Source organism: Kocuria sp. SL71, assembly GCF_026672465.1.
In the GTDB taxonomy this organism is placed as follows: domain Bacteria; phylum Actinomycetota; class Actinomycetes; order Actinomycetales; family Micrococcaceae; genus Kocuria; species Kocuria palustris.
Genome location: NZ_JAPPRE010000001.1, coordinates 300,667 through 325,374, shown reverse-complemented (window position 1 = coordinate 325,374; position 24,708 = coordinate 300,667). Strand labels below are relative to the sequence as shown.

Annotated in this window: 16 protein-coding genes and 3 pseudogenes; 6 read left to right on the top strand and 13 right to left on the bottom strand. The window is 73.0% G+C overall.

All coding sequences use genetic code 11. From position 1 onward, the window contains the following. Window positions 1–132: 132 nt before the first annotated feature. Window positions 133–1,263, bottom strand: a complete 1,131-nt coding sequence (locus OVA15_RS01565) for a YlbL family protein (RefSeq protein WP_268142662.1) — start codon at window positions 1,261–1,263, stop codon at window positions 133–135. A gap of 199 nt (window positions 1,264–1,462) precedes the next feature. Here OVA15_RS01565 and OVA15_RS01560 point away from each other — a divergent pair, with 199 nt between their 5' ends. After that, entirely contained in the window at window positions 1,463–2,899 is a 1,437-nt protein-coding gene (locus tag OVA15_RS01560; protein ID WP_268142660.1) for a zinc-dependent metalloprotease, read from the top strand. On the opposite strand, the gene OVA15_RS01555 is transcribed toward OVA15_RS01560, so the two are convergent. After that, the gene (locus OVA15_RS01555) at window positions 2,836–3,507 is read right to left on the bottom strand and encodes a M48 metallopeptidase family protein (RefSeq protein WP_268142658.1); all 672 of its coding nucleotides are present in this window, start codon (window positions 3,505–3,507) and stop codon (window positions 2,836–2,838) included. The two genes, OVA15_RS01560 and OVA15_RS01555, sit on opposite strands and share 64 nt — an antisense overlap. 136 nt (window positions 3,508–3,643) lie before the next feature. On the opposite strand from OVA15_RS01555, the gene OVA15_RS01550 reads away from it, so the two are divergent. Next, on the top strand, window positions 3,644–4,468 hold the full coding sequence (locus OVA15_RS01550; protein WP_268142656.1) for a hypothetical protein: 825 nt from the start codon (window positions 3,644–3,646) through the stop codon (window positions 4,466–4,468). Between the two features lie 33 nt (window positions 4,469–4,501). Here OVA15_RS01550 and OVA15_RS01545 read toward each other — a convergent pair. Continuing rightward, window positions 4,502–6,389, bottom strand: a pseudogene (locus OVA15_RS01545) (ATP-dependent helicase). Beyond that, window positions 6,383–7,501, bottom strand: coding sequence for an NAD(+) diphosphatase (nudC, locus tag OVA15_RS01540; protein WP_268142654.1), 1,119 nt, complete (start codon window positions 7,499–7,501; stop codon window positions 6,383–6,385). Before nudC ends, OVA15_RS01545 begins: the two are co-directional and overlap by 7 nt. Window positions 7,502–7,748: 247 nt before the next feature. Between nudC and OVA15_RS01535 the strand changes: the two genes are divergently transcribed. Then, entirely contained in the window at window positions 7,749–8,765 is a 1,017-nt protein-coding gene (locus tag OVA15_RS01535; protein ID WP_268142652.1) for a macrolide 2'-phosphotransferase, read from the top strand. Window positions 8,766–9,049: 284 nt separating this feature from the next. Here the strand turns inward: OVA15_RS01535 and OVA15_RS01530 are convergent, their stop codons facing one another. The 3 genes and pseudogenes from OVA15_RS01530 to OVA15_RS01520 form a co-directional block, all read right to left on the bottom strand. Then, window positions 9,050–12,865, bottom strand: a complete 3,816-nt coding sequence (locus tag OVA15_RS01530) for an ATP-dependent helicase (protein WP_268142650.1) — start codon at window positions 12,863–12,865, stop codon at window positions 9,050–9,052. Next, entirely contained in the window at window positions 12,862–15,438 is a 2,577-nt protein-coding gene (locus OVA15_RS01525; RefSeq protein WP_268142648.1) for a PD-(D/E)XK nuclease family protein, read from the bottom strand. Before OVA15_RS01525 ends, OVA15_RS01530 begins: the two co-directional genes overlap by 4 nt. Window positions 15,439–15,469: 31 nt before the next feature. Continuing rightward, window positions 15,470–16,375, bottom strand: a pseudogene (locus tag OVA15_RS01520) (UvrD-helicase domain-containing protein); the annotation flags it as partial. A gap of 174 nt (window positions 16,376–16,549) precedes the next feature. On the opposite strand from OVA15_RS01520, the gene OVA15_RS01515 reads away from it, so the two are divergent. Both OVA15_RS01515 and OVA15_RS01510 read left to right on the top strand, forming a co-directional pair. After that, window positions 16,550–17,491 carry a 3'-5' exonuclease gene (locus OVA15_RS01515; protein WP_326493250.1) on the top strand — a complete coding sequence of 314 codons (942 nt, stop codon included), beginning with the start codon at window positions 16,550–16,552 and terminating at the stop codon, window positions 17,489–17,491. Window positions 17,492–17,582: 91 nt separating this feature from the next. After that, the gene (locus OVA15_RS01510) at window positions 17,583–17,774 is read left to right on the top strand and encodes a CsbD family protein (protein WP_006215798.1); all 192 of its coding nucleotides are present in this window, start codon (window positions 17,583–17,585) and stop codon (window positions 17,772–17,774) included. Between the two features lie 90 nt (window positions 17,775–17,864). Here the strand turns inward: OVA15_RS01510 and hemL are convergent, their stop codons facing one another. The 4 genes and pseudogenes from hemL to hemC form a co-directional block, all read right to left on the bottom strand. Next, entirely contained in the window at window positions 17,865–19,184 is a 1,320-nt protein-coding gene (gene hemL, locus OVA15_RS01505; protein ID WP_268142646.1) for a glutamate-1-semialdehyde 2,1-aminomutase, read from the bottom strand. Window positions 19,185–19,281: 97 nt separating this feature from the next. Further along, window positions 19,282–20,331 carry a porphobilinogen synthase gene (hemB, locus tag OVA15_RS01500; protein WP_268142644.1) on the bottom strand — a complete coding sequence of 350 codons (1,050 nt, stop codon included), beginning with the start codon at window positions 20,329–20,331 and terminating at the stop codon, window positions 19,282–19,284. 1 nt (window position 20,332) lies between these two features. Then, complete coding sequence (locus OVA15_RS01495) at window positions 20,333–21,058, bottom strand: uroporphyrinogen-III synthase (RefSeq protein WP_268145560.1); 726 nt, start codon at window positions 21,056–21,058, stop codon at window positions 20,333–20,335. 450 nt (window positions 21,059–21,508) lie between these two features. Then, a pseudogene (hemC, locus tag OVA15_RS01490) lies at window positions 21,509–22,505 on the bottom strand (hydroxymethylbilane synthase); the annotation flags it as partial. Here hemC and OVA15_RS01485 point away from each other — a divergent pair. Beyond that, complete coding sequence (locus OVA15_RS01485; protein WP_268145739.1) at window positions 22,423–22,596, top strand: hypothetical protein; 174 nt, start codon at window positions 22,423–22,425, stop codon at window positions 22,594–22,596. The pseudogene hemC and the gene OVA15_RS01485 overlap by 83 nt on opposite strands. Before the next feature lie 22 nt (window positions 22,597–22,618). Here OVA15_RS01485 and OVA15_RS01480 read toward each other — a convergent pair whose 3' ends face one another. Beyond that, window positions 22,619–23,938 carry a ferrochelatase gene (locus tag OVA15_RS01480; RefSeq protein ID WP_268142642.1) on the bottom strand — a complete coding sequence of 440 codons (1,320 nt, stop codon included), beginning with the start codon at window positions 23,936–23,938 and terminating at the stop codon, window positions 22,619–22,621. Further along, window positions 23,935–24,651 (bottom strand): hydrogen peroxide-dependent heme synthase, encoded by a 717-nt coding sequence (hemQ, locus tag OVA15_RS01475; RefSeq protein WP_061712710.1) that lies wholly within the window; start codon window positions 24,649–24,651, stop codon window positions 23,935–23,937. Before hemQ ends, OVA15_RS01480 begins: the two co-directional genes overlap by 4 nt. Window positions 24,652–24,708 lie beyond the last annotated feature (57 nt).

The window sequence follows — 24,708 nt, the reverse complement described above, 5'->3', positions numbered from 1 at the left end:
CGCAGCTCGAGCGGGATGGTCGAAGATGTCAGGCGCTCCGACGACAGACGGGGCACCGCCTCCATTGTCGGCCCTGACGAGCGTATGGGCAAAGTCGGTGAATCCTCTGGGAACCGGAAGAGCTGCCCGTGCTCAGCCCTGCGCGTCCCCGCAGCTGGGCAGGGCGGACAGATCGCCGTCATCGGCCAGGACGGCCAGGGCCTCCTCGGCCTCGTCGAGGGTGTCCACGGCGACGACGGGCAGGCCGTCCGGGGTGTGGCCGCGCACCTCGTCGCAGTTCTCGACCGGCGCCAGGAAGAGATCCGCCCCGGCCTGCGAGGCTCCGATCATCTTCTGCCGGATGCCGCCGATCGGGCCGACGTCGCCCTCGGCGTCGATGGTCCCGGTGCCGACCACGTGGTGGTCTCCTGCCAGCGAGCCCTCGGTGAGCTGGTCGATCAGGCTCAGCGAGAGCATCATCCCGGCGCTCGGACCGCCCACGTCCTCCAGGCCGAAGTCGACCTCGAAGGGGAAGTCGAACTCGCGGTCCAGGTAGACGCCGAGCTGACGGCCGTGGCCCTCGTCGATCGTCTCGACGGAGACGTCGGTCCGGGCGCCGTCGCGCAGCACCGTGAGCTGGGCCGTGTCATCCGGCATGGCCAGGAGGTCGTCGCGCAGGGACTCGAACGAGGCGATGGGCTCGCCGTCGAGCTCGAGCAGCTGGTCGCCGACCCGCAGGGACGACTCCGCGGGCACTCCGGGCTCGATCGCGGAGACGCTCAGGGAGGTCTCGTAGTCGTAGTCGAGGTCGTTGAGCCCGGCGGCGATCGCCATGTCCTGCGAGGACTCCATGGCTGCGGTGCCGGAGTCGGTGACCTCCTCCTGCGTGGTCGCCGGCGGGTACATGACCTCCAGCGGCACGACCGCCATCCCCGGATCCGCCCACGAGATCATGGTCTCGAGCACCCGGGGGCTCGAGCCCGGCCCGCCGACCACGTAGACGGTCGAGAAGTCGAGCTGCGAGTCGGTGGGAAAGGTCTCGGCCCCGTCGATCGTCATGATCGGCTGCTCGCCGACCTCGCCGGCGATGTCGAATGTGGGCCCCGGCCGCTCGACCACGTACGGGGTGGGGGCCCAGGCGCACACGATCAGCAGCGCACCAGCCGCGATCAGCGATCCGCCTTCCAGGCCGGGGCGGAGTCGGGGGCGGGACACGGGGATCAGGACCTCGGGATCTTCTCGGGCACCGGCGGGACGGGGCTGCTCGCACTCGACGAGCGGCACCGACCGATCCTAGTCCGACGCGCCCCGACATGCTTCCAGCGAACGGCGGGCCGCGGCCGAGTCGGCGTCGCTACGCTGGGACGACGACGCCCGCGTGCCCAGCGCACGAGGGCCGGCGGCAGACCGCCGGACGCAGCCCGACCGGGGCGGCGCCGATGCCGCACACGCAGCCATCGATCTTCAGAACAGGACCAGGACCATGAGCTCCCAGTCACCGAACGGCGACGACGACCGCGAGGGTCAGGGCCAGGACCCCTTCCAGCAGATGTTCCAGCAGTTCCTGGGGCAGTCCGGGATGTCCCAGGAGGACCTGCAGAAGATGGGCATGCCGACCGATCCCGCCGCCATGCAGGCCATGTTCGCGCAGGTGCAGTCCATGTTCTCGGGCGCTGGCCAGGACGGCCCCGTCAACTGGCAGGCCGCCAAGGACCATGCCCGCCGGGTCGTCTCGGCCGGCGGGGATCCGTCCGTGACCGATGCCCAGCGCAAGGTCGTCGACGACGCCGTCCAGCTCGCGCAGCTGTGGGTCGAGGACCACACGAGCTTCGGGCAGGCTCCGCTGCAGCCGGCTGCGTGGTCGCGCTCCGAGTGGGTCGAGGGCACGTTCGAGACCTGGCGGGAGATCACCGGCCCCGTGGCCGAGTCGATCACCAAGGCGCTGACGGACACCCTCACCCAGCAGCTGCCGGAGGAGGTCTCCCAGATGATGGGCGGGGCCTCGAACATGCTCGCCGGTGCCGGCGGGATGATGTTCGCCATGCAGCTGGGCCAGGCCATCGGCGGCCTGGCCGCCGAGGTCGTCTCGTCCTCGGACATCGGCCTGCCGCTGGGCGGGGACCGTCCGGCCATGCTCCCGCGCAACGTCGAGGAGTTCGGCGAGGGCCTGGACATCCCCGCTCAGGAGGTCGTGATCTACCTCGCCGTCCGCGAGGTCGTGCACACGCGCCTCTTCCACGCCTCGCCCTGGCTGCGCCCCCACCTCATCGATCTGATCACCCGGTTCTCCCGCGAGATCCACATCGACATGGAGCGCATCGAGGGCCTGGCCGCGGACATCGATCCTTCGGATCCCTCCGCCGTGCAGGAGGCCCTGGGCTCCGGGGTCTTCGTGCCCGAGCAGTCCGCCGAGCAGAAGGCCGTGCTGGGCCGCCTCGAGACGCTGCTGGCGCTGATCGAGGGCTGGGTCGACGTCGTGTCGGTGCGCGCGACCGCCAACCTGCCTTCGTCGGCTGCGCTGTCGGAGACCATCCGCCGTCGTCGCGCCTCGGGCGGGCCGGCCGAGCACGCCTTCGCGTCCCTGATCGGGCTCGAGCTGCGCCCGCGCCGCATGCGCGACGCCGCCGCCTTCTGGGAGCGCGTCGAGCAGCGCCGCGGCCTCGAGGACCGCGACGGCCTCTGGGAGTCCGCCGAGCTGCTGCCCACCGACGAGGATCTCGACGATCCGGAGGGCTACGAGTCCCGTCGCGGGCTGCTCACGGCCTCCGAGGACGAGCTCGACGCCGCCCTGCGCAACCTCCTGGACAGCGAGTCGATGTCCGAGGACGACGCACAGGACTCCGGCTCCTCCGCGGATCAGGATCCCGAGTCGGGCCCCGGCCCGGACTCCGATCCGGACTCGGGAGACAGCGGACGCTGATCCGGCTCCCCCAGGGCCCAGGCCGCTCCCTCGAGGAAGGCCTGGGCCCTGTCCATGTCCGGGTGCAGCGCCTCCAGACGACGGAACTGCGGACCGTGGCCGGCCTCCAGCAGGTGGCACAGCTCGTGGTGCAGCACGGTGTCGAGCACCCATTCGGGGGCGCTGCGCAGGCGATCCGAGACGCGGATCCGACCGGTGGCCGGCGTGGCCGAGGCCCAGCGCGCAGTCTGCCGGGACGTCCACACCACGTCCGTCGGCTGCGCCCGGCCCCCGAGAAGGCGCACGGAGAGCTCCCGAGCACGGCCCATCAGGTACTCGTCGCGCCCGCGCGCGTTCGAGGCAGCTCGGGTGCGCTCGCGCTGGTCGACCAGGCGTGTGGTCATCTGCTCGGCCCATCGCGCGACCTCGCGGGACGACATCATCGCGGGGACCTGCAGGATGATCCGCTCCCCCGACCAGTGCGCGGAGACCGTGCGGCGGCGGCGCTGCGAGCGCCGGACCTCGACCTCGGGCTCCTCGCCGGTCTCGGCCTCGGCGGAGGCGCCTGCAGCGGCAGCGCTGTCCGGACGATCGGCGGAGTGCTGGCGGGGGCGACGGGCGGCAGGCATGGACCGAAGGCTACCTATCCTCGCCTGTGGACAGCGCTCGAGACTGCTCGAGGCCGCGCAGACTGCAGGCCCGGGGCGCTTCCCGGATCCGCTCGGTGCGCCATCGAGCGCGCGGCCGCCTGCTGAGAGGACTCCCATGCTGCCCACAGCCCCCGTTCCCGCCGCACCGGCACGGCTCGACCCGCTGCTCATGCCCCGCTCCAGCACCACGCACCTGCGTCTGGGCGCGGCCGTGTGCGACATGCGCGTGCTGCTGCTGGGCCTGAGCCCCCTCACGGCGGCCGCGGCCGTGATGCTGGCCGGGTGCGGGGTGCGCGGCTTCACCGTGGCCGACGACGGCTGGGTCACCTGGGCGGATGCCCGCGCAGGCTCCTTCGACTCGACCGAGGTGGGACTGCCCCGGGACCTGTGCACGCGCCGGCGCATCCGGGCGGCCAACGCGCTGGCAGCCCCGGTGACCTGGACCGATGATGTCCTCACCGACGCCCGACCCGGCCGTGTGGTGCTGCGGTCCTCCCGGCTGCGGGCTGCCGCGCAGGAGGGGCTGTGGCTCGAGGTGCCCGGCGACCATCTGAGGCTGCCGGACGGGGTGCCCCTGGTGGAGGTGCTGCAGCTGCCCGAGCTCGCGGGGCTCAGCGCCGCGGTCCTTGAGCAGACCGGCGCCTGGCACCGGCGCCCCTGCCAGCAGTGCCTGCAGCGGATCGCCGAGCACGCCCACCAGGACGGCGCGCAGCAGCTGGACCGGCCTGGGCCGCTGATGGCCATGCGCGCAGCGGCGCCCGCTCATACGGCGTGGGCAGCGGGAATGGTCGTCCAGGCGGTGCTGGCCGCCGCCCTGGACCCCGAGGCGCCGCAGCAGAAGTCGCCGCGGCGGTGGCTGCCCGGTCCCGGGCACCCCTTCAGCACCCGCACCGCCGTGTCCGAGCCGCCCGGATCCGCCTGCAACCTGTGCCGCGTGTGAACTGCGCCCGGCGGATCGGCTGCCGGACGCGGCTCAGCGGGTGAGCAGGAGGTCCTTCAGGAAGCGCGACGGGCGCCGGTTGGCGCGTCCGCCCGGGGTCCGCGAGGCTGAGCACGAGAGCATCAGCTGCTCGCGGGCACGGGTGATGCCGACGTAGAGCAGTCGGCGCTCCTCGTCGATCTCGTCCGAGGTCTCGGCGAACGTGATCGGCATGAGCCCCTCCGACAGCCCCGTCAGGAAGACAGCGTCCCACTCCAGGCCCTTGGCCGAGTGCAGGGAGGCCAGGGTGACCCCCTCGACCGGGGGCGCGTCCTGGGCCACGGCCCGACGACCCAGCTCCTCGGCCACGTGCCGCAGGGTGAACGGGCCGGGGCCCTCCGTCCCGGCCCGCTGAGCGGCCTGGAGCGATTCGGTGTGCGCGGCGGCCAGGCGGTCCGTCATGTCCACCAGCGCCGCCATGGACTCCCCACTTCTCCCGCGTGCTGCCCACGGTGCGCGGGGCGTGCTGCGACCAGCCCAGCGAGCGCAGCATGTCCCGGACCTGCTGGGCCACGGCGCCGGTTCCGGACTCCGCCTCGGCCCCTGCCGCGGAGCGGATCTGCACCATGGCCTGGCGCACCTCCGGACGGCGGAAGAACTGCTCGGTGCCGCGCAGCCGGAAGCCGATGCCGGCATCGGCCAGTGCGGTCTCGAAGGCCTGGGCCTGCCCGTTGGTGCGGTAGAGCACGGCGATCTCGGTGGCCGGGACGCCGTCCTGGAGCAGGTCCTGGATGCGCACGGCGGTGCCCTGGGCCTCTGCCTGATCGTCCTGGTACTCGTGCCAGTCCGGGACGGGACCGGCGGCGCGCTGCCCCACCAGGCGCAGGGGCTCGGCCCACAGCCCCTCGGTCGAATCCGGGCCGGCACGACGCGCACTGAGCAGGCGATTGGCCGTGTCCACGATCTGCGGGGTGGAGCGGTAGTCGCGCACCAGGCGGATCACCCGGGCGGATTCGTAGCGCGCCGGGAACTCGAGCAGGTGCCGAGACGTGGCGCCCGTGAACGAGTAGATGGTCTGGGAGGCATCGCCCACCACGCACAGGTCGTCGCGCGGGCCGAGCCAGGCGTCCAGGAGGCGCTGCTGCAGCGGCGAGACATCCTGGTACTCGTCGACCACGAAGTGCTGGTACTGCGCCCGCACAGCGGCCGCGATCCGCTGGTCCTCCTCGAGGATGCCGGTCATGATGGCCAGCACGTCCTCGAAGTCGATCAGGTTCCGGTCGGTCTTGAGATCCTCGTAGGTCTGCCACAGTCGCTGGATCGTGGTGGCGCTGTGCCCGCCGGGCAGATCCCGGACGGAGCCGGCCGCGGCCTCTCGGGCGATGGCATCCGGGTACATGTCCGGCACGAGCAGCAGCGCCCGGGCGCGCTCGATCTCCCCCGACAGGTCGCGGATCGCCGCGCGGTCGCTGCTCAGGCGCATGGAGCCGGCCGCCTCCGCGATCAGCCGCGCCTTGTGCGTGACCAGGTCCGGGATGGAGCCGCCGACGGCCTGGGGCCAGAAGTACTGCAGCTGGCGCAGGGCCGCCGAGTGGAACGTCCGGGCCTGCACGCCCTCCGCGCCCAGCAGACGCAGGCGATCGCGCATCTCGTGGGCGGCCCGGGCCGTGAAGGTCAGGGCCAGGACCTTCTGGGGGGTGTAGACCCCCGTGGCGATCCCGTAGGCGATCCGGTGGGTGATGGCCCGGGTCTTGCCGGTGCCCGCGCCGGCCAGCAGGCACACCGGTCCGCGCAGGGCCGTGGCGGCCTCGCGCTGCTCGGGATCCAGGCCTTCGAGGATGCGCTCCTCGAGAGGAAGCTGCTCGGTCTCCGGCAGCGCGAACAGTGCCGCGGAGGCGGCGTCCGGGACGATCTCGCGCTCGAGGTGCTCCAGGCTCACCATTCGGCCCCCGTCAGAGGGCTGCCGTTCCAGTGCTCGATCAGGGAGCGGGCGATGGAGATCCGCCCGGGCAGAAGCAGCTCACCGACCTCCGAGGTGCGGCGCAGCTGCTCGCGGGTCACCCAGCGCAGCTCGGCGATCTCCTCGCCGTCCGGGGCGACCTGCCCGCCCTGCAGGCGCGCGGTGCAGCCGATCATCAGCGATCGCGGGAACGGCCACGGCTGGGAGCCCAGGATGCGGACATCGCCCACGTCCGCCCCGGACTCCTCCTGGATCTCGCGGCGCACCGCCTGATCGATCGACTCCCCCGGCTCCACGAACCCAGCCAGCGTGGAGAAGCGGCCCTCCGGCCAGGCCGCCGCGCGGCCCAGCAGCAGGCGCTCCTGGTCGCTTCCGGGCTCGCCGTCGGTGACGGCCACGATGATCGCGGGATCGGTGCGGGGGAAGTGCAGGGAAGAGTCCTGCGGGCAGACGCGTATCCAGCCCGAGCGCGCGACCTCCGTGACCTCGCCGCAGCGCGGGCAGCGGGGGTGGTCCAGATGCCAGGCCATGGCGGCCTGAGCGGCCACCGCCAGCGCCTCGTCCTCCGGGGACCGGCCGATCATGGACAGGGCCGCCTGACGCAGCCCCTGCCACTGATGTCCCGGGGCAGCGGTGTCGAGCTGGGCCTGGACGGCCGCGATCTGCTGGCCGAGCTCGTCGACGACGCCGTGGGTGGTGTCCTGCAGAGCGGACTGGGAATCGTCCAGGGCGCGCACGGTAACTCCCACGCGCTGCTGCGGATCATGCTCCTCGTCCGGCAGCGCGGCGGCGGCGGCGACCTCCCCCAGAAAGACCTCCGGCCGGGCGGGATCCGCCGGAAGCTCCGGCAGCTGCGAGCGCTCCAGCAGCACCAGGCGGTCCCCGTGCAGGGGAAGCCGCCCGCCGAGCATCACGAGCACGAGCCGGGCGCCGCGGCGCAGATCCGTGCGCTCGCGCTCGACCGCGCGCCGGTCCAGCGCCTCCGTGGAGAGCATGGACGAGGGGTCCAGACGATCGAAGCCCGGCCCCGAGGAGGTGCCGGGCGCCTGGTGATCGTGGGCGGAAGGTGTATCGCGGGTCTGGTCTGTAGGCACGCGACCACTGTAGAGCCCGCAGCTGACGACGCATCGCGGCCCGTCGCGTGCCCCGATGCCCCCACCGGGAAGCGGTGGAGATCGCCCGGGCCCCGCTGAGCAGGAGGGCGCTGTGGAGCGAGGCCGGACGCGGTCGTCGTGCGCGGGAAGCGACCAGGATGCGCTTGTAGGGTTGCCTGCATGACATCGTCCCTGGAGCACCTTGCGGCCGCGGCGGCCGCGGCCGTCCCCGGGCTGCGACCTGCGGGTGTGGCCCCTCCCCGACGACGACGCCGACTTCCGCTCCGCCGTGGTCGTCGATGCCTCGCAGCGCCGGTGGCGCGTGCGCAGCTCGCTGACCGACGAGGCCTCCATGCGCCTGGCCTCCGAGCACGCCGTTCTCAGTTCGTTCAGCCCGGCGCTGCGCGCCAAGCTGCCGTTCCACATGCCCACCATCGTGGGCTCGGTCGAGGACCGCGGACGGCGCCTGTTCGTGTACTCGCACCTTCCCGGTGGCCCGGTGCCGATCGACGACCTCATGGACCTGGCCGACGCTCCGCCGGCGCGACCGCAGCCCCCGAGCGCCGAGCCCGTGCCGCAGGCCGCCGCGCAGCTGGGCCAGCTGATCGCCGCGATCCACTCGCTGCCGCGCGCCATGGTCATGGACGCCGATCTGCCCGCCTACAGCTCGGAGCAGTGCCGCCGGCGCCGGCTCAGCGAGCTCGACCAGGCAGCGACCACCGGACGCATCCCCGCGGCTCTGCTGCGGCGCTGGGAGGATGCGCTGGAGGACCGCACGCTGTGGCGCTTCTCCACCCACGTGATCCACGGCGACCTCCACGAGGACAACCTGACCGTGGAGGGCAACCGGATCACGGCCGTCACCGGCTGGTCGGACGTGCACGTGGGCGATCCCGCCGACGACTTCGCCTGGCTGATCGGGGCCAGCGACCCGTCGTTCGCCGCCGCCGTGGTCGCGGAGTACTCGCGGCACACCTCCGCCGAGCCGGACCCGCACCTGCTGCGCCGCGCGCATCTGGAGGCCGAGTTCGCCCTGGCCCGCTGGCTCGTGCGGGCGTCTCACGGGATCTGCCGGAGCTGGTCGCCGACGCCGAGTCCATGCTGCGCATCCTGGAGAAGGACGTGGAGGCCTACGACCGGGAGCTCTCGGCCGCACGCGGAGCCGAGGCCGAGCAGTCGGTCGAGGCCCGCACCGAGCATGCCCGCACCTCCCGGCAGCGCGCCGAGGAGGCCTCCTTCACGGCCACCGGCCTCCACGGCCTGAACCGGGACTCGCTGTTCTCGGATCCCGCTGACGACGCAGGAGTCGGCACGGCCAAGCCTCTGGCGGACGACGACTCCCCTGAGCCTTCCGGCGCGAAGGACGAGGGTCCCGCCGCCGACCCGCACACCGGGGCCACCGTCACCCCGCTGCGCCGACCCGGCCCCGGGACGTCGCAGGACTGAGATCCAGGGCCGAGACCGCGGCGGCGGCGGCGTCGCCCACCGCGGAGGACCATGACTGCGGGCTCCTCGCGGCCCGAGGGGCTGCGACCCGGGGCGAGGTCCTCAGCCGAAGGCCCGGCTCACCATCCGCTCGAGCTGCTGCTCATCCGCCAGGTCGTGCGGGCGGATGGTCCGGTCCTCGGAGACGAAGTAGAACGCCGCCGAGACGTCCTCGATCGGCACGCCCTGCAGTCGTGACCAGCCGAGGCGGTAGACGGCCAGCTGCACGGCTCGACGCGCCAGCTCACTCTGGGCCGGCACGGCTCCGGTCTTCCAGTCCACGAGCTCCCAGCGGCCGTCCTCGGTGCGGAAGACGGCGTCGATCCGACCGCGGATGGTGACTCCGGAGATCGGCGTCTCGATGGGGTGCTCGACCGACCACGGCTGCCGGTTTCCCCACTCACCTGCCCGGAAGGTCTCGGCCAGGCGCGGGAGGTCGTAGGACTTGTCCACGAAGTCGTCCTCCGCGGGGACCTCGTCCAGGTCGAAGATCGCCGAGGACTGGAAGTGGTCCTCGACCCACGAGTGGAAGGCCGTTCCGGCGCGCGCGGCCATGCCTGGGCGACGCGGCATGGGTCGGCGGAACTGCGCGGCGACCGCCTGCGGGTCACGGCCCAGCTCGACCACCGTGGAGGCCGACAGGTGCGAGGGCAGGGCCAGCTCCTGGACCTCGCTGCGGGTCTCGTGGGCGGCCAGCAGGATGCGCGCCTCCTCGAACCAGCGCTGGATCTGCGGATCCCGGAGGCTCTGCTCGGCCTCCAGGCGCTCGATCTCCGCGTGGTCGGTCTCGGACTGCTCGCTCACCCGGTGAGCGGCGGCCTCCACCCGGGCGCGTCGCCCGGCCTGCGGGGCCGGTTGCCTCTGCACGCCGGGCTGATCCGGGTCGATGGGAGCCTGGGCCTGCTCGCCGCGCGTCTCCAGGACCTCAGGGCCCTCGAGGGGGTCGTACGGCCAGGCCGCCCACAGGCGACGCGACTGCTCGGGGTTCTTCTCGTCCGCGGCGACATCCTCCCAGCCGACGAGCTCGATCCCGTCGATGCTCCGGTGCTGGTCGTCCTGGGGCAGCTCGACCGGCGCGGAGTCGAAGGCCTTCTCCTGGGCGGCCTCCCGCGCGATCTCCAGGCCCTGCTGACCGCTCAGCGGCAAAAGCTCCAGGAGGAAGCGCGACGGCGTCCGCCGCGTGGCGGCCGAGCCAGAGAATGCGTTCGAGGACAGGTGCAGGCGGCTCCTGGCACGGGTGAAGGCCACGTAGGCCAGGCGGCGCTCCTCGGCCTCGGCATGCTGGGCGGCATCCTCCTGGAACTGCGCCAGGGAGTCGCTGAGGGCGTCGAGATCCGAGGTGTCCTCGCTCCACTGCGGAAGGAATGCCCGGTCCCCGCGCAGCGGCCAGGGGACGTCCGAGGGGTTCTTGGTCCAGCGGGTGTCCCGGGTCATGGGGAAGTGCGACTGGTTCATGCCCGGCACGTGCACGTGATCCCATTCCAGCCCCTTGGAGGCGTGGACGGTCAGCAGCTGCACCGCACCCCGAGCAGGCTCTGGCGGGGCGGTGTCGAGCTTCTCCTCGCGGGAGGCGATGTCCAGCCACCCCAGGAACGCCCCGACGTCCTGCGTGGCGCTGGCCGAGCTGAACGACGCCGCCAGGTCCAGGAAGGCGTCCAGGTCGCGGCGACCCTGCGCGGCTCGAGCGTCCGGGCGGGCGGCGACCTCGATGTCCAGACCGAGGGTCCGCTCGATCACCGAGATGATGGTGGCCAGGTCCTCGGAGAGCCAGGTCCGCAGCTCGGCCAGCTCCTCGGCGAAGGCGATGAGTCGCTGACGGCCGGTCTCGCTGAGGCTGCGTCCGGCTCCGGAGATCCAGTCCGGGCGCGGCAGGGTCTCCACGGCCTCCACGAGGGAGGCGGCGTCTACCCGGTCCGGTTCGACCAGGACGTCCTCCTGGGGCGATCCCTGCACCGCGTCCCCAGGGTCGCCTGGCGAGTCGATGTCCTCGATCAGGCCCATGTCCGCCGCAGCGCTGCGGCGCCGCTCAAGGTGTCCGGCCCAGTCGCCGAGAGCGGCAAGGTCTTGGGCGCCCAGCCGCCAGCGGGCTCCGGTCAGCAGTCGGGCCAGGGAGTCCGAGCGACCGGGATCGGTGAGCACCCGCAGCGTGGCCACGATGTCGACGACCTCCGGGACCTGCAGCAGACCGCCGATCCCGACGACCTCCACCGGGATCCCCCGTGCGATCAGCTCGCGGCGCACGGGCTCGAACTGGGAGCGGCGGCGGCACAGCACCGCCGTGGTGGGAAGCTCCTGGTCCTCGCGGACCCGGCCGCGCGCGGCCAGGATGTCGTCCGCGATGGCGACGGCCTCGTCCTGATCCGAGCGGTGCCGGGACAGCAGGACCTGCCCGCGATCTGCCTCTGGGCGCGGGTCCAGGCCGGGGACCTTCTTCAGCCCCTGTCCGGCGCTGCCGGTGCTCCACGGGGGCGGAGTGCGCAGGGGCTCGGCAGCGCTGTTGGCGACGTCGAGGATCGCGGTGTCGTTCCGCCAGGCGGTGGTCAGGAAGGAGACGGCGTCCTGGGGATCGCCGGGGGCCGGGAAATGGTCGCTGAAGCCGAAGAGCTGTCCGGCAGAGGCTCCGCGGAAGCCGTAGATCGACTGCTGGGGGTCCCCGACCGCCATCACGGAATGGCCCTGGCCGAAGAGCTCGGCGAAGATCTTCATCTGCGCGTGCGAGGTGTCCTGGAATTCGTCGAGCAGCACCACGCGGTAGCGCTCCCGCTCCGAGGCGCCGCAGGTCCGATCCTCCTGGGCAAGGCGCGCCGCGTGGCTGAGCAGATCACCGAAGTCCATGACCTCGGCCTCCTGCTTGGCCTGCTGATAGCGCTGCGCCATGCGGCACAGCACGCCGGTGCGCAGCAGACGGCCCGCGGCTTCCTGGGTGTCCTTGGTGACCTTCTTCTTCTTGCCCCCCGGTCGCGGCGGGGTCTCGAGCATGGCCTGCCCGAGCCGAGCCGTGTGCCGCCGGATCTCGTCGAGGTCCAGCAGGTGCTCCGCGGCGCCCGAGGACAGCGCGAGGACCTGCTCGACCGCCGTGGACATCTTCAGATCGGACGGGACCTCACCGTCCCAGGACTCCACGACCCGCGAGGCGATCTGCCAGGCCTGTGCCGGGCCGAGCAGCGCGGTCTCCGGCTCCAGGCCGATCCGCAGCCCGTAGGTGCGCACGAGCGCGCTGGCATACGAGTGGTAGGTCAGCACCGTGGGCTCGAGCACGGGCGCGGTGTCCCCCTGGCCGGCGGGGGCGCCGCGGTCCGCGTCGGCCGCTGAGAGCTCGGAGGGGTCCTCCGGTCCGGGCACGACGAGGCCCTTGGAGCGCAGCACGCCCAGTCGGCCCCGCACGCGGTCGCGCAGCTCACCGGCGGCCTTGCGGGTGAAGGTCACGCCCAGCACCTGATCCGCGTGCACGATGCCGTTGGCCACGAGCCACACGACCCGGTCGACCATGGTGGCGGTCTTGCCCGAGCCGGCACCGGCGACCACGAGCCGCGGGGTCAGCGGCGCGGCGATCACCTCCGCCTGCTGCTCCGTGGGCCTGTTGCCGCCCAGCGCCTCCGCCAGCTCCTGGGGGCTCCAGCGCGGCTCGACGCCCAGGTACGGGTGCGGGGATCCATCGCCCTTCATCGCCCCGGGACCTGCAGCGCAGACCGCGGGCTCCGACGCCCCCGCGGGCGAGGACGACGCTGCGGACTCCGGTTCGCCTGACCACGACGCATCCTCGGATGACGACGTCTGGGGGCGGGAGTCGTGCTCGAAGGCCATGCCGGGCTCCTTCTGGGTCTGGTCGTGGTTCGGCTCGTGCGGCGAGCGGCCGCTGGAGGCGGCGGAGACGCTCATTCGGTGACCTGCCGTCCCTCGGCGCACAGCGGGCAGATCTCCGGGAGGCTGCAGCCGATCCCGCCGTGGCCCGTGTTCGACCCTGCGGTGTGACTGGCCAGGAAGCGGTCCCCTGCCACCAGATCCGCAGCGGCCGAGACCAGCTCGCGGACCTGCACGCCGCCTTCCTCGGTGAGCCCGTCCTGCAGCTGCGTGCTGACGTTGACCCTGTCCACGCCCAGCTGGACCAGCAGCGCACCGCCGGGCAGATGCTGAAGGGGCTCTTCCCGCAGCACCAGGGGCTCGCTCGGCTCCGGCTTCAGCCCTTCCGCATCCGTGCTCTGCCGGATGCCGCGCTGCTGCTCCTCGACCATGGCCTGACCGGCACCGGCCGCCAGCGCCGCCTGATAGGCCAGCAGCTGAGGATGCTCGGGCAGATCCTTGGTGGCAGGTGCGCTGCGCCCCGTCTTGAGGTCGACCACCACGAAACGGCCCTGGTCATCGATCTCCAGGCGATCCACCCGACCGCGCAGCAGGGCATCGCGGGCGCGGCCGTGGATGAGGACCTGGAAGCCCCCCTCCACGAGGGCCAGGCGGCGGTGCTCGTCCTTGCGAGCCTGGATCACGTACTGGGCGAATCTGCGAAGCATGGTCTCGGCCCGCTCCTTGAGCAGGTCTGATTCCCAGGTCTCCGGCAGCCCGAGCTCCCTCCACCTGCGGTGGATCTGCGCCGCGAGCTGATCGCCGGTGCCTTCTGGGGACTGCTCTGCGATCGAGTGGACCAGGGTGCCGACCGAGCGCGCCGCATCCGAGGCCTCCTCGGCACGAGCCGTGGCCACATACCAGTCCAGCGGCGAGCGCTGGATGGTCTCGAGGCGCGAAGGAGACAGCGGAACCGGCTGCTGCGGGTCCAGGACCTCCTGCGTGGACGACAGCGGCAGCAGGCCCCACCACTGGTGCGGGGCCGCCCCGTCCACGGGCTCGGGCGAGGAGGCGAAGCGGTGCAGCAGCTGTGCCGCCGCCTCCCTCTGCTCCTGCGAGGCCGTCCCCTGCTGGAGCACCCGGCGCAGCTCGGCGGTCAGGGCCCGCAGCGTGGGAGGACGCGGCGCGGTGTGCACGGGACGTGCCCGGTGGGCGGCCTCCGGGTGCAGCGAGGGATCCCACGGATCCACGATGTCCAGGAACTCCGAGGGGTTCTCCTCCTCGGAAGACACGGCCGTGGCGATCAGCTCGCGCGAGGCACGGGAGACGGCTGTGGCGAACTGCCTCAGCTCGTCGTGGCGGACCTCCGTGAGCCGGGTGGCGGGGCTGGCCTGAGCGGCGACCTCCACGCCGAGCTCGACGGCGTCCGAGAGGCGCTGGGCTCCCAGCAGCTGCCCACGAAGCGTCGTGTTGGGCCACCTGCCCTCCTGGAGGCCCGCGATGAACACGACCGGCCAGCCGCGACCGGCTGCGGTGGCCGGAGTCATGATCTCCACGGAGGCCCCCGTGGGGGCGCGGGCGGCGAGGGTGTCCATGGGCAGGTCCTGATGCTCCAAGAAGTCCAGGAACTCCTGCGGCCCGGCTCCCGGGCGGTGATCGGCGAAGCGCTCGGCCGTGCCGAACAGCGCGACCACGGCATCGAGATCGCGATCGGCCCGCTGGCCCTCCGGACCGCCGGCCAGGGCGGTGCGCTGCCAGCGTCCTGCCACTCCGGAGGCGTCCCACAGCGCCCAGAGGACCGTCTCGGCGGTGGCCCCGTCGGCACGCAGCGCGGTGCGCCCGGCTTGGAGCATCCGGGCGACACGACGCGCCGGGGCGGCCCTGACGCCTGCATCCTCCATGACGGTGGGGTCCAGCAGCGCCTCCACGAGCAGCTGGTCCGAGCTGCGTCCTCCGCCGCTGCGCAGCTCGTGGGCTCGCAGGCGCTGGCGCAGGCGGCGCAGGTCCATGGCCGAAGCGCCTCCGATCCGGGAGCTGAGCAGCTCGACGGCCTCGTGCGCCTCCAGCACGGCGCTGCTCTGCGCGGTCCCCTCTCCCGTCTCCGAGGCCCGCGGCGCTTCCGGGGCATCGGATCGCAGCGATTCGGGGTCCGGCTGCTCGCGCTCCAGCTCCTGATCGTGCTGGGCCGCCGAGCGCTCCGCCACGATCAGTCGCAGCGCGGACAGCAGGGGACGCACCGCGGACTCGTCCCGGACGGGAGTCTCGGCTGCCGAAGTGGTCACCGGCACTCCGAGAGCCGTGAGGTGGCGCTGCAGGGACTGCAGGCGATCGCTCGAGCGCACGATCACGGCGATGTCCTGCAGCGCCACGCCCTGCAGCAGATGGCGCTCGAGGATGGCGTGGCCGATCCAGCGCGCCTCCTGCGCGGCCGAGCCGAGCAGGACCGCCTGCGGCAGCTCTTCCGCCTCCGGATCGCCCCCCGGCGGCACGGGACGAGGACGGCGGGCCCCCAGGGCGGTCTCGAGAGCGGGGATCCGCTGAGCCGCGCGCTGCCAAGCCAGCTGGATGGCCGCGGGCATGCGGTGCCCGGTGCCCAGGACGCGACGCGTGAGGGGGCCGCTGCGGGGTGCCCAGGCGGTCGTCGAGTCCGCGCAGCAGGTCCGGGCGAGCACCGCGGAACCCCTGCACGACGGTGTCCGGCGACGCCGCGATCACGACGTCCCGGCCCCGGCACAGCACCTCCAGCAGACGGTGGATCGACGGCGTGGCCTCCTGGAGGTCGTCGATCACCACGAGCTCGAGCCGCTGCTGCTCCCGGTGGAGGAAGTCGGGGTGCTCCACGAGGACCCGGCAGGCCTCGCTCACCAGGGCCGCGGGGTCGAAGGCCTCCGGCATGCGCAGGCGGCGCACGCGCAGGTACTCCCGGCGCAGCACGGAGGCGGCGATCCAGTCCGGTCGCTGCATCTGGTGCCCCAGCTGCTCGAGGTCCTCCGGGGACAGCCCGTGCTCGCACACGCGGTCGAAGAGATCGCGGACCTCCTGGCGGAAGCCGCGCGTGCCGACGGCCTCCGAGAGATCCGGCGGCCACACGACGGCGGCGCCGTGGCCGCTGCGGTGACCGGCCATCAGCTCCTTGAGCAGGACGTCCTGCTCCGGTCCCGACAGCAGCTGGGGCGGCTGGTCGACTCCCGGCAGCAGTCCTTCCGCCTGAGCCCGGCGCAGGAGGTCGAAGGCGTAGGCCTGCCACGCCCGCACCGGCGGAGAGGTCATGGTGGTGGCCGCGGTGGCGGTCAGCGTGTCCCTGGCGCGGGCGGCCGCGGCGCGCGACGGGGTGAGCACGAGCAGCCGGTCAGCGGGCAGGCCCTCGCGCAGCCTGCGGGCGGCCAGCGAGAGCAGGGCCGTGGTCCGGCCCGTGCCCGGCGCCCCCAGCACGAGCTGCGGGCCGCAGCCGCCGGCCAGCTCGGCGATCTCCCGCTGATCGCGATCCAGGGCCGAGAGCTCCGGGAGCACGAGCGAGCTGCGCTCGGCCGGGACCAGGCGCCAGGCCGAGCGCGACGCGGAGAGATCGACGACGGGCTCGGGGGGATGCGACGGCCGCTGCTGGGACATGGCCACATCGCACCACAGCGCTCTGACAGCACAAGGCCATCTCGGGCGGCAGGTGCGCCGCCCCCCCCCCCCCCGAGGCCCCGACCTCAGCGGCATCGGCATCGCCATCGGCCGCATCGCGCCGGAACAAGCCGCCGGCCCAGTGCTGTCGGAGCGGCTCCGTACTGTGTCGGCATGGCCAGCAGACCCGATCCGTCCGAGCAGACCGATCCGCTCTTCGATCTCCCGACCCCGTCGGGCAGCAGCCCGGCGAGCCCCTCGCAGCCCGAGGCCCAGGAGGCCCAGCTGTCGCTGTTCGACACCCCCGCGGGAGCGACCGGTGCCGGGGATCGGCCGAGCGCACCCGCCGCGAGCGCGGCGCCCGCCGATGCTGGGGCGCCGCGATCCGACCAGAAGGCACCGGCCCCGCAGGACCCTGGCACCCCCTGGACCGAGCTGCCGCGAGCGGCTTTCGACCTGGAGACCACGGGCAAGGACCCCCACGAGTGCCGCATCGTGACCGCCTCGCTGCTGCTGATCGATGCCCGGGGCGAGATCCTCCAGCGCTGGGACTGGCTCGCAGATCCCGGCGTGGAGATTCCGGAGGGCGCTGCGGCCGTGCACGGCATCTCGACCGAGCACGCTCGCGAGCACGGTCGTCCGGCGGCGGAGGTGGTCCCGGAGATCGTGGCCGCCGTCGCCGATCTGCTGGAGCGCGGGATCCCCGTGCTGGCCTTCAACGCGTCCTACGACTTCACGGTCCTGGCCGCCGAGGCCCGACGCCACGGGCTGCGGGCCCCGGAGGCCTTCCCGGTGCTGGACCCCTACGTGATGCACAAGCACGTGCGGGTGAGATGGCGCGGCAAGCGCACGCTGGTGGCTCTGTCCGAGGCCTATGAGGTGGACCTGGAGGAGGCGCACACCTCCGGGGCGGACGCCCTGGCCGCCGAGCAGGTCGGGCGTCGTCTGGCCGAGGAGTTCGCCGAGCTGCGCGTGGGCGCCCCGCAGATCCACCGGCAGCAGATCGAATGGTCCGCCGAGCAGGCCGCCGACTTCCAGGAGTTCCTGCGCAGCCGTCGTCAGGACCCCAGTATCGTCATCGACGGCACCTGGCCTGTGCGCGACCTGCCGGGATGATCCCAGCAGGACTGCCGCAGGTCGGGTTCCCGCAGTAGACTTCGGATTCCCCGTCGGCCTTCCGGTCGACAGCAGAGCACAGGAGGTTCCCATGGGACTCGGTGACAAGATCAGCAACAAGGCCGAGGAAGCCTCGGGCCAGGCCAAGCAGAAGCTCGGCGAGGCCACCGGCGATGAGCGCCTGCAGGGCGCCGGCGAGCAGCAGGAGAACTCCTCGAACCTGAAGCAGGCCGGCGAGAACCTGAAGGACGCCAAGGACAACGTCCTGGGCGACAAGAACTGACGCGTCGCCGACGCACAGCGCCCCGGTCCGCTCCGCGATGCGGAAGAAACCGGGGCGCTGTCATGTCCGTGAAGCTGGGCCCGGAGCCGATCAGCCCTGGACGGGCTGCGCCTGGGCGGCAGCCTCGGCGGCCTTGGGCAGCGCGTCGATGATGCGCTGCATGGCGGTCTCGTCGTGCGCTGCGGAGAGGAACCAGGCCTCGAACACCGACGGCGGCAGGTACACGCCCTGCTCCAGCATGGCGCGGAAGAACGGCGCCCAGCGGAAGACCTCCTGGGACTTGGCATCCGCGTAGGTGCGCACCGGGCGCTCCGAGGTCCCGAAGGTCACCGAGAACAGCGAACCGGCGTTCTGGATCGAGTGGTCGACTCCTGCGGCAGACAGCGCCGAGGAGACTTCGCCGCGCAGCTGCTCGGAGAGACGGTCGATCGTCCGGTAGCAGTCGTCGTCGGCCAGCTGCAGCGTGGCCAGCCCGGCGGCCATGGCCACCGGGTTCCCGGACAGCGTGCCGGCCTGGTAGACGGGGCCGGTGGGGGCCAGGTGCTCCATGATCTGGCGGCGCCCGCCCAGTGCCGCCACCGGCAGACCGCCCCCTATGACCTTGCCGAACGTGAAGATGTCCGGCTCCCAGCCGCCCTCCTGCGGCGAGGTCAGGCCCCAGTAGCCGGCGGGGTCCACGCGGAATCCGGTGAGGACCTCGTCGAAGATCATCAGGGCCCCGTGGGCCCGGGTGATCTCCCGCAGGCCCGCGTTGAATCCCGGATCCGGCGGGACCACGCCCATGTTGGCCGGGGAGGCCTCGGTGATCACGGCGGCGATGCGCCCCTCGTGGGCGGCGAAAGCCTCGCGCACGGCGTCGAGGTCGTTGTACGGGAGTACGAGGGTCTCGGCCGCCGTGGCCTCGGTGACGCCGGCCGAACCGGGCAGCGACAGGGTGGCCACACCGGAGCCGGCCTCCGAGAGCAGCGAGTCCACATGGCCGTGGTAGCAGCCGGCGAACTTGATCACGAGGTCGCGTCCGGTCACGCCGCGGGCCAGGCGCAGTGCGGTCATGGTGGCCTCCGTGCCGGTCGAGACCATGCGGATCTCATCCAGCGCCGGGACGCGCTGCACCAGGTGCTCGGCCAGCTCGGTCTCACCGCGCGTGGAGGCGCCGAAGGACAGGCCCTTCTCGACGGCGGCGTGCACGGCCTCCAGCACGACCGGGTGCGCGTGGCCGACCAGCGCCGGTCCCCACGACCCCACGAGATCGACGAACTCGCGGCCATCGGCATCGGTCAGGTACGGCCCGCGAGCCGCCGAGATGTACGGCGGGGTCCCCCCGACGGAGGCGAACGCGCGCACGGGCGAGTTCACCCCTCCGGGGATCACGCGGCGGGAGCGCTCGAAGAGCTCTTCGGAGACGGTCATGGGGTCCTTTCGGAAGCGATGTCTCGAAAGCCGACGGCGGCGCGGCAGGGCGCGGCCGATGGCTTCCGCTGTGGTCGTCGTGTCGTCTGGGGGCCTGTCAGCTCAGGCCGTTGTCCTCGCGCCACCAGCGGGCCAGGTCAGTTGCGAAGTAGGTCAGCACGGTATCGGCGCCGGCGCGGATGATCGAGAGCACCGACTCCTGGGCCGCACCGCGGCGGTCGATCCAGCCGTTGGCCGAGGCCGCCTGGATCATCGCGTACTCCCCGGAGATCTGGTAGGCGGACACCGGCACCGGCGACTGGTCGGCGACCTCCCTCAGGATATCGAGGTAGGACATGGCCGGCTTGACAATGACCATGTCCGCACCCTCGGCCAGGTCCAGCTCGAGCTCCCGGAAGGCCTCGCGCCGGTTGGCGGAATCCATCTGGTAGGTCTTGCGATCGCCGGTCAGCGCCGAGTCGACGGCCTCGCGGAACGGGCCGTAGAACGCCGAGGAGTACTTCACGGCGTAGGCCAGCACCACGGTGTCCTGATGACCGGCGGCATCCAGGGCGGCGCGGATGACGCCCACCTGCCCGTCCATCATCCCGGACGGGGCCAGCACGTGGGCCCCGGCCCGGGCCTGGGCCACGGCGGCCTGCGCGTAGATCTCGAGGGTCGCATCGTTGTCGACGCGGCCCTGGTCGTCCAGCACGCCGCAGTGCCCGTGGTCGGTGAACTCGTCAAGGCACAGGTCGGCCATCACCAGGAGGTCGTCGCCGACCTCGTCGCGGACCTCGCCCAGCGCACGGTTGAGGATCCCCTCGGGATCGATGAGGCCCGAGCCCCGGGCGTCCAGGATGGCCGGGACGCCGAAGATCATGATGCCGCCGAGCCCGAGCTCGACCGCCTCGGCGACCGCACGGCGCAGCGAGTCCATGCTGTGCTGCACCACCCCGGGCATGGAGGCGATCTCGACCGGCTCCTGCAGCCCCTCCTTCACGAAGACCGGCAGGATCAGCTGCGACGGGTGCAGGCGGGTCTCGCGCACGTGGCGGCGCATGGTCTCGGACTGGCGCAGGCGCCGCGGGCGGTGCGGCAGATCGACGCTGAAGCGGCGGCTGCGCGGAGCCTCGGCTGCTGCGCTGGGATCGATGCGATCGTTCATGTCATTCCTCCTGTGCTGATGGGGCGATGTCCTGGGGTGGGGCGGGCCGCCGGCGCCCCGGCGGAGCGGCCACGGCCCGCTCGAGTGCTTCGATGAGCCCGGACGGCGCCGTGGACTCGGCCACGACCGCCTCGAGGCCCAGTGCGACGACGGCGGTGTGCGTGGGCTCCCCGATGGCCGCCAGCGCTGGCGACGGAGCCCGCACGAGTCCGTCTGCCAGGGCACGGACGGTCGACGGGGCGGTGAGGATCACGCCGTCGATCGCGCCGGCTGCCAGCTCCGAGCGGGCATGCTCGACGGTGCGCACCGGATCGTGCTGCCCCACGGGTGCTGCGACCAGGGGATCCTCGGCCGGCCACGGGGCCATCCGGTAGGCGTCGCGGCGCCGCACCTGCCAGCCGAGCTCCTGCAGCCCGCGCGTCAGCTCGGGCGAGGCCGCCGCCGATTGGGGCAGCAGCACGGTGCCGGGGCGCACCGGGGCGAGGGCCGTGTCCGGGCCCTCCGGCCGCGCCCAGGTCTCGAGCAGCCCGGCGGCCGAGGCCGTGCGATGGGGCTGCAGATGAACGGGCACGGCATGGCTCTCGAGCTCGGCCGCGGTGGCCGGTCCGACGGCTGCCACGCGCAGCCCGCGCTCGATGCCGGGCTCCAGCAGCTCCCCGAGGCCGCGCCCGTGCGTCTCGAGCGCCAGACGATGCAGGGCGCGCACGGTGTTGGCCGAGGTCACCACGAGCCACAGCGGCTCGGCCCGGTCCGGGGATCCATGGGAACCTGTGGCCGGTGCCGACGAGCGGCCCTCCGTCCAGCTGCCGGGGGGCACTGCTGGCCTCGGCCCCTGCGCCGCCGCCTCGAGCAGCTCGTACAGGTCCTGGCGCTGCTGGCCGGTGACCGGCTGCGCCTCCTGGACGGGCACGAGCACGGGCTCGGCTCCGCGCTCGCGCAGCAGCTCGAGCAGCTCCGCCGCCCGATCCGGGGTGCGGGTCACCAGCACGGACCGGCCCCGCAGCGGGCTGTCTCCGCAGCCGGCCGGGTGCTCCTGCCCCTGCCCCGCCGGCCCTGGCCGGCCCGGGCGCGGTCCCGAGCCTGCCGCCCCGGACGCAGGGGGCTGCGCGCAGGCTCCCGCGCTCGGCGCGCTGAACCGCGCCGAGTCCCGGGACGGGGAGGCCGTGGGCACCGTGCTCCAGGCCAGCCCCGCCAGTCGGGCCGCGCCGTCGGCGAGCAGGCCGTCGCCCACGCGGCGCCCGAGCTCCCGGGCGGCGGCCGTGGACAGCTCGTGCGAGGCCTCGGTGCGGCGCATGACCTCGGCCCCGTCCGGGGGAGGCCACGGCGACCTGCAGGGTGAGCATGCCGTTCTCGACCGTGGCCAGCGTGCCCACCGGTGCGGCGCACCCGGCCTCGAGCCGTGCCAGCAGCGCGCGCTCGGCGGTCACGGCCCAGCGGGTCTCCAGGTGGTTGATCCGCGCCAGGCCCTGCAGCAGGTCGCTGTCGAGCGCGTCCTGCCCGGGGCGGGCACGCTGCGCGGCGACGGCGTCCTGTGAGGAGCCGGAAGCCTGCTCGGCGAGCTCTGGATCCCTCTCGAGCACCTCGGTGCGGATCTCGAGGGCCAGCGCCCCCTGTCCGGGAGCGGGCAGCACGACCGACGGGTCCAGCGCCTCCGTGATGTGCGCCTGCAGCCCCAGTCGGCGCAGGCCGGAGGCGGCCAGGACCACGGCGTCGAGATCGCCGGGGCCCTCGGGGTCCAGCCCGGCAACGCGCGCCAGGCGGGTGGGGACGTTGCCCCGGATGTCCACGATCTGCAGGTCCGGGCGGGCCAGCAGCAGCTGAGCGGCCCGTCGGGGCGAGCCGGTGCCGACCTTCGCGCCGTCGGGCAGCTGCTCGAGGCGCAGGCCGTCGCGGGCGCACAGGGCGTCGCGGGGGTCCTCGCGCTCGGGCACTGCGCCGATGGACAGGCCAGGGGTGGGTGCCGTGGGAAGGTCCTTGAGCGAGTGCACGGCCATGTCCACGCGATCCTCGAGCAGCGCCACGCGCAGAGCCGCCGCGAACACGCCGGTCCCGCCCAGGGTCGCCAGCGACCCTGTGAGGACATCGCCCTCGGTGCGGATGATCTCCAGCTCGTGGGAGACCCCGGCGGCCTCGGCCACCCGGTCCGCCGCCCAGGTGGTCTGGGTGCGGGCCAGCGCGGAACCGCGTGTGCCCACCCTCAGCACGGCGGCCGGCTGCCGCTGGTCCTCGGTGCGCTCCGCCTCGCTCATGTCCTGGCCTACCTGATCGGTCTCGTGGGGCTGCCCGCTCATGCGCGCACCACCTGGCCCGTCTCGTCGAGACCGACCGGGATCGGCTCTCCCTCGGGCCTCTGCGCGATCGTGGGTCGCGGCTCGGTGCTGCCGCGCAGGATCTTGACGCAGCAGTCGGCGGGGCAGTCGTCGAACCAGGTGCCGTCGCTGCACGCGGAGGACCTGGGCTCGCCTGAGCGCCCGGCCATGCGCTGCTCGATCAGATCCGCTAGTCCGGACACGAACGCCGGATGGGTCCCCGGAGTCGGTGTGCGCGCAAAGCCCAGGCCGCGCTCCTGCGCGGTCTCGCGGGCCTCGGTGTCGAGGTCCCAGAGCACCTCCATGTGATCGGACACGAAGCCGATCGGAACCACGATCACGGAGCCTGCGCCGTCATCCGCCGCCTGCTCGACGGCATCGTTGATATCCGGCTCGAGCCACGGCATGGACGGCGGACCCGAACGCGACTGGAACACCAGATCCCAGCTCAGCGACTCGGGCAGCGACAGCCCCTCGTCCTGCAGCCGCGCCCGAGTGCGCTCCATGACCTTCCGCGAGGCCGCGAGCAGCTGATCCGCGTAGGCCGAGCCGGTCGCGAAGCCCTCCCGCATGGTCTCGGGGCCGGCGGCCAGGGCGTCGGTGTCCGGCACGGAGTGGGCGGCGAACAGGATCCTGAGGGGACCGCGCTCGGCACGCTGGAGCAGGGCCTCACGCAGCCCGTCGACGAACGGCTCCAGGAACCCGGCCATGTCGAAGTACTGGCGGATCTTGCCCACGACCATCTGCTCGCCGAGCCCGGTCTGCTCGAGGGCCACTCCCCAGTCCTCGCGGTACTGCCGGCAGGACGAGTAGCCGGAGAACGCGGAGGTGGCCAGCACCAGGACCCGACGGCTGCCCTGGTCGTGCAGGGACTGCAGGACATCGGCGACGTAGGGCTCCCAGTTGCGATTGGCCCACGTGATGGGGGTGTCGATCCCGCGCTCGCGCAGCTCCTGCTCGAGCGCGCCCAGCAGCGCGCGGTTCTGCGCGTTGATCGGCGAGACCCCGCCGTTGGCGCGGTAGTGCCCTGCCACGGCCTCGAGCCGGTCATCGGGGATGCCGCGGCCCCGGGTGACGTTGCGCAGGAAGGGGATGACGTCGTCCTGGCCCTCCGGGCCGCCGAACGACGAGAGCACGATCGCATCCCAGTCCGCGGGCTCCTGCGCTCGGGCCCGGGAGAGCTGCGGCGCCTGGGCCGGGTGCGGCCAGGAGTCCACGGCGCGACCGCCGGGGATCGTCACCGCCGACGGCGCGAGCTCGGGCTCCTGCGGCACCGGGGCGCCTCCGGGCGCGGTCATCGCAGCACCTCGGCCAGGTCCGCGGTGCTCACCCGTCGACCGGTGTAGAACGGGGTCTCCTCGCGCACGTGCAGTCGGGCCTCGGTGTTGCGGAAGTGGCGCATGACATCCACCAGGTCCACCAGCTCGGGGGCTTCCAGGGCAAGCATCCACTCGAAATCGTTGAGCCCGAAGCAGGCGATCGTGTTGGCCAGCACCTGCGGGTAGTCGCGGGCCTTCATGCCGTGGTTGCGCAGCATGCGCGAGCGGTCCTCGGGATCCATCCAGTACCAGTCGTACGAGCGCACGAACGGGTAGACGCAGACCCAGGCCTCCGGGGCGACGCCCCGGGCGTAGGACGGCGAGTGGCCGGCCGTGAACTCGGCCTCGCGGTGGACGCCCATGGCGGCCCAGACCTGGTGGGTGCCGGCCAGCAGCGCGGTGCGGCGAGCGCGGCGCAGGGCCAGCTGCAGGGCCGCGGGGTCCTGGCCGTGCAGCCACAGCATGATGTCGGCGTCCTCGCGCTGACCGGAGACGTCGTAGGTGCCGCGGACCACGATGCCCTCGGCCGCCAGCTGCTCGACGAGGGCGTCGAACTCCTGGACGGCGGCCGTCTCCTGCTCGTGGGTCGGCACGGTGCGGTCGTTGTCGCGGGCGTAGACGGACCAGACGGCCCAGTGCTGGGTCCCCTGCTGCTCGACGTCCTGGGACTGCTCGGTGCTCTGAGCGGACATGTGCGGTGCTCCTCTCGTTGGGCTCCGATCGGAATCGCCCGATCGGCGTGCTGTGCT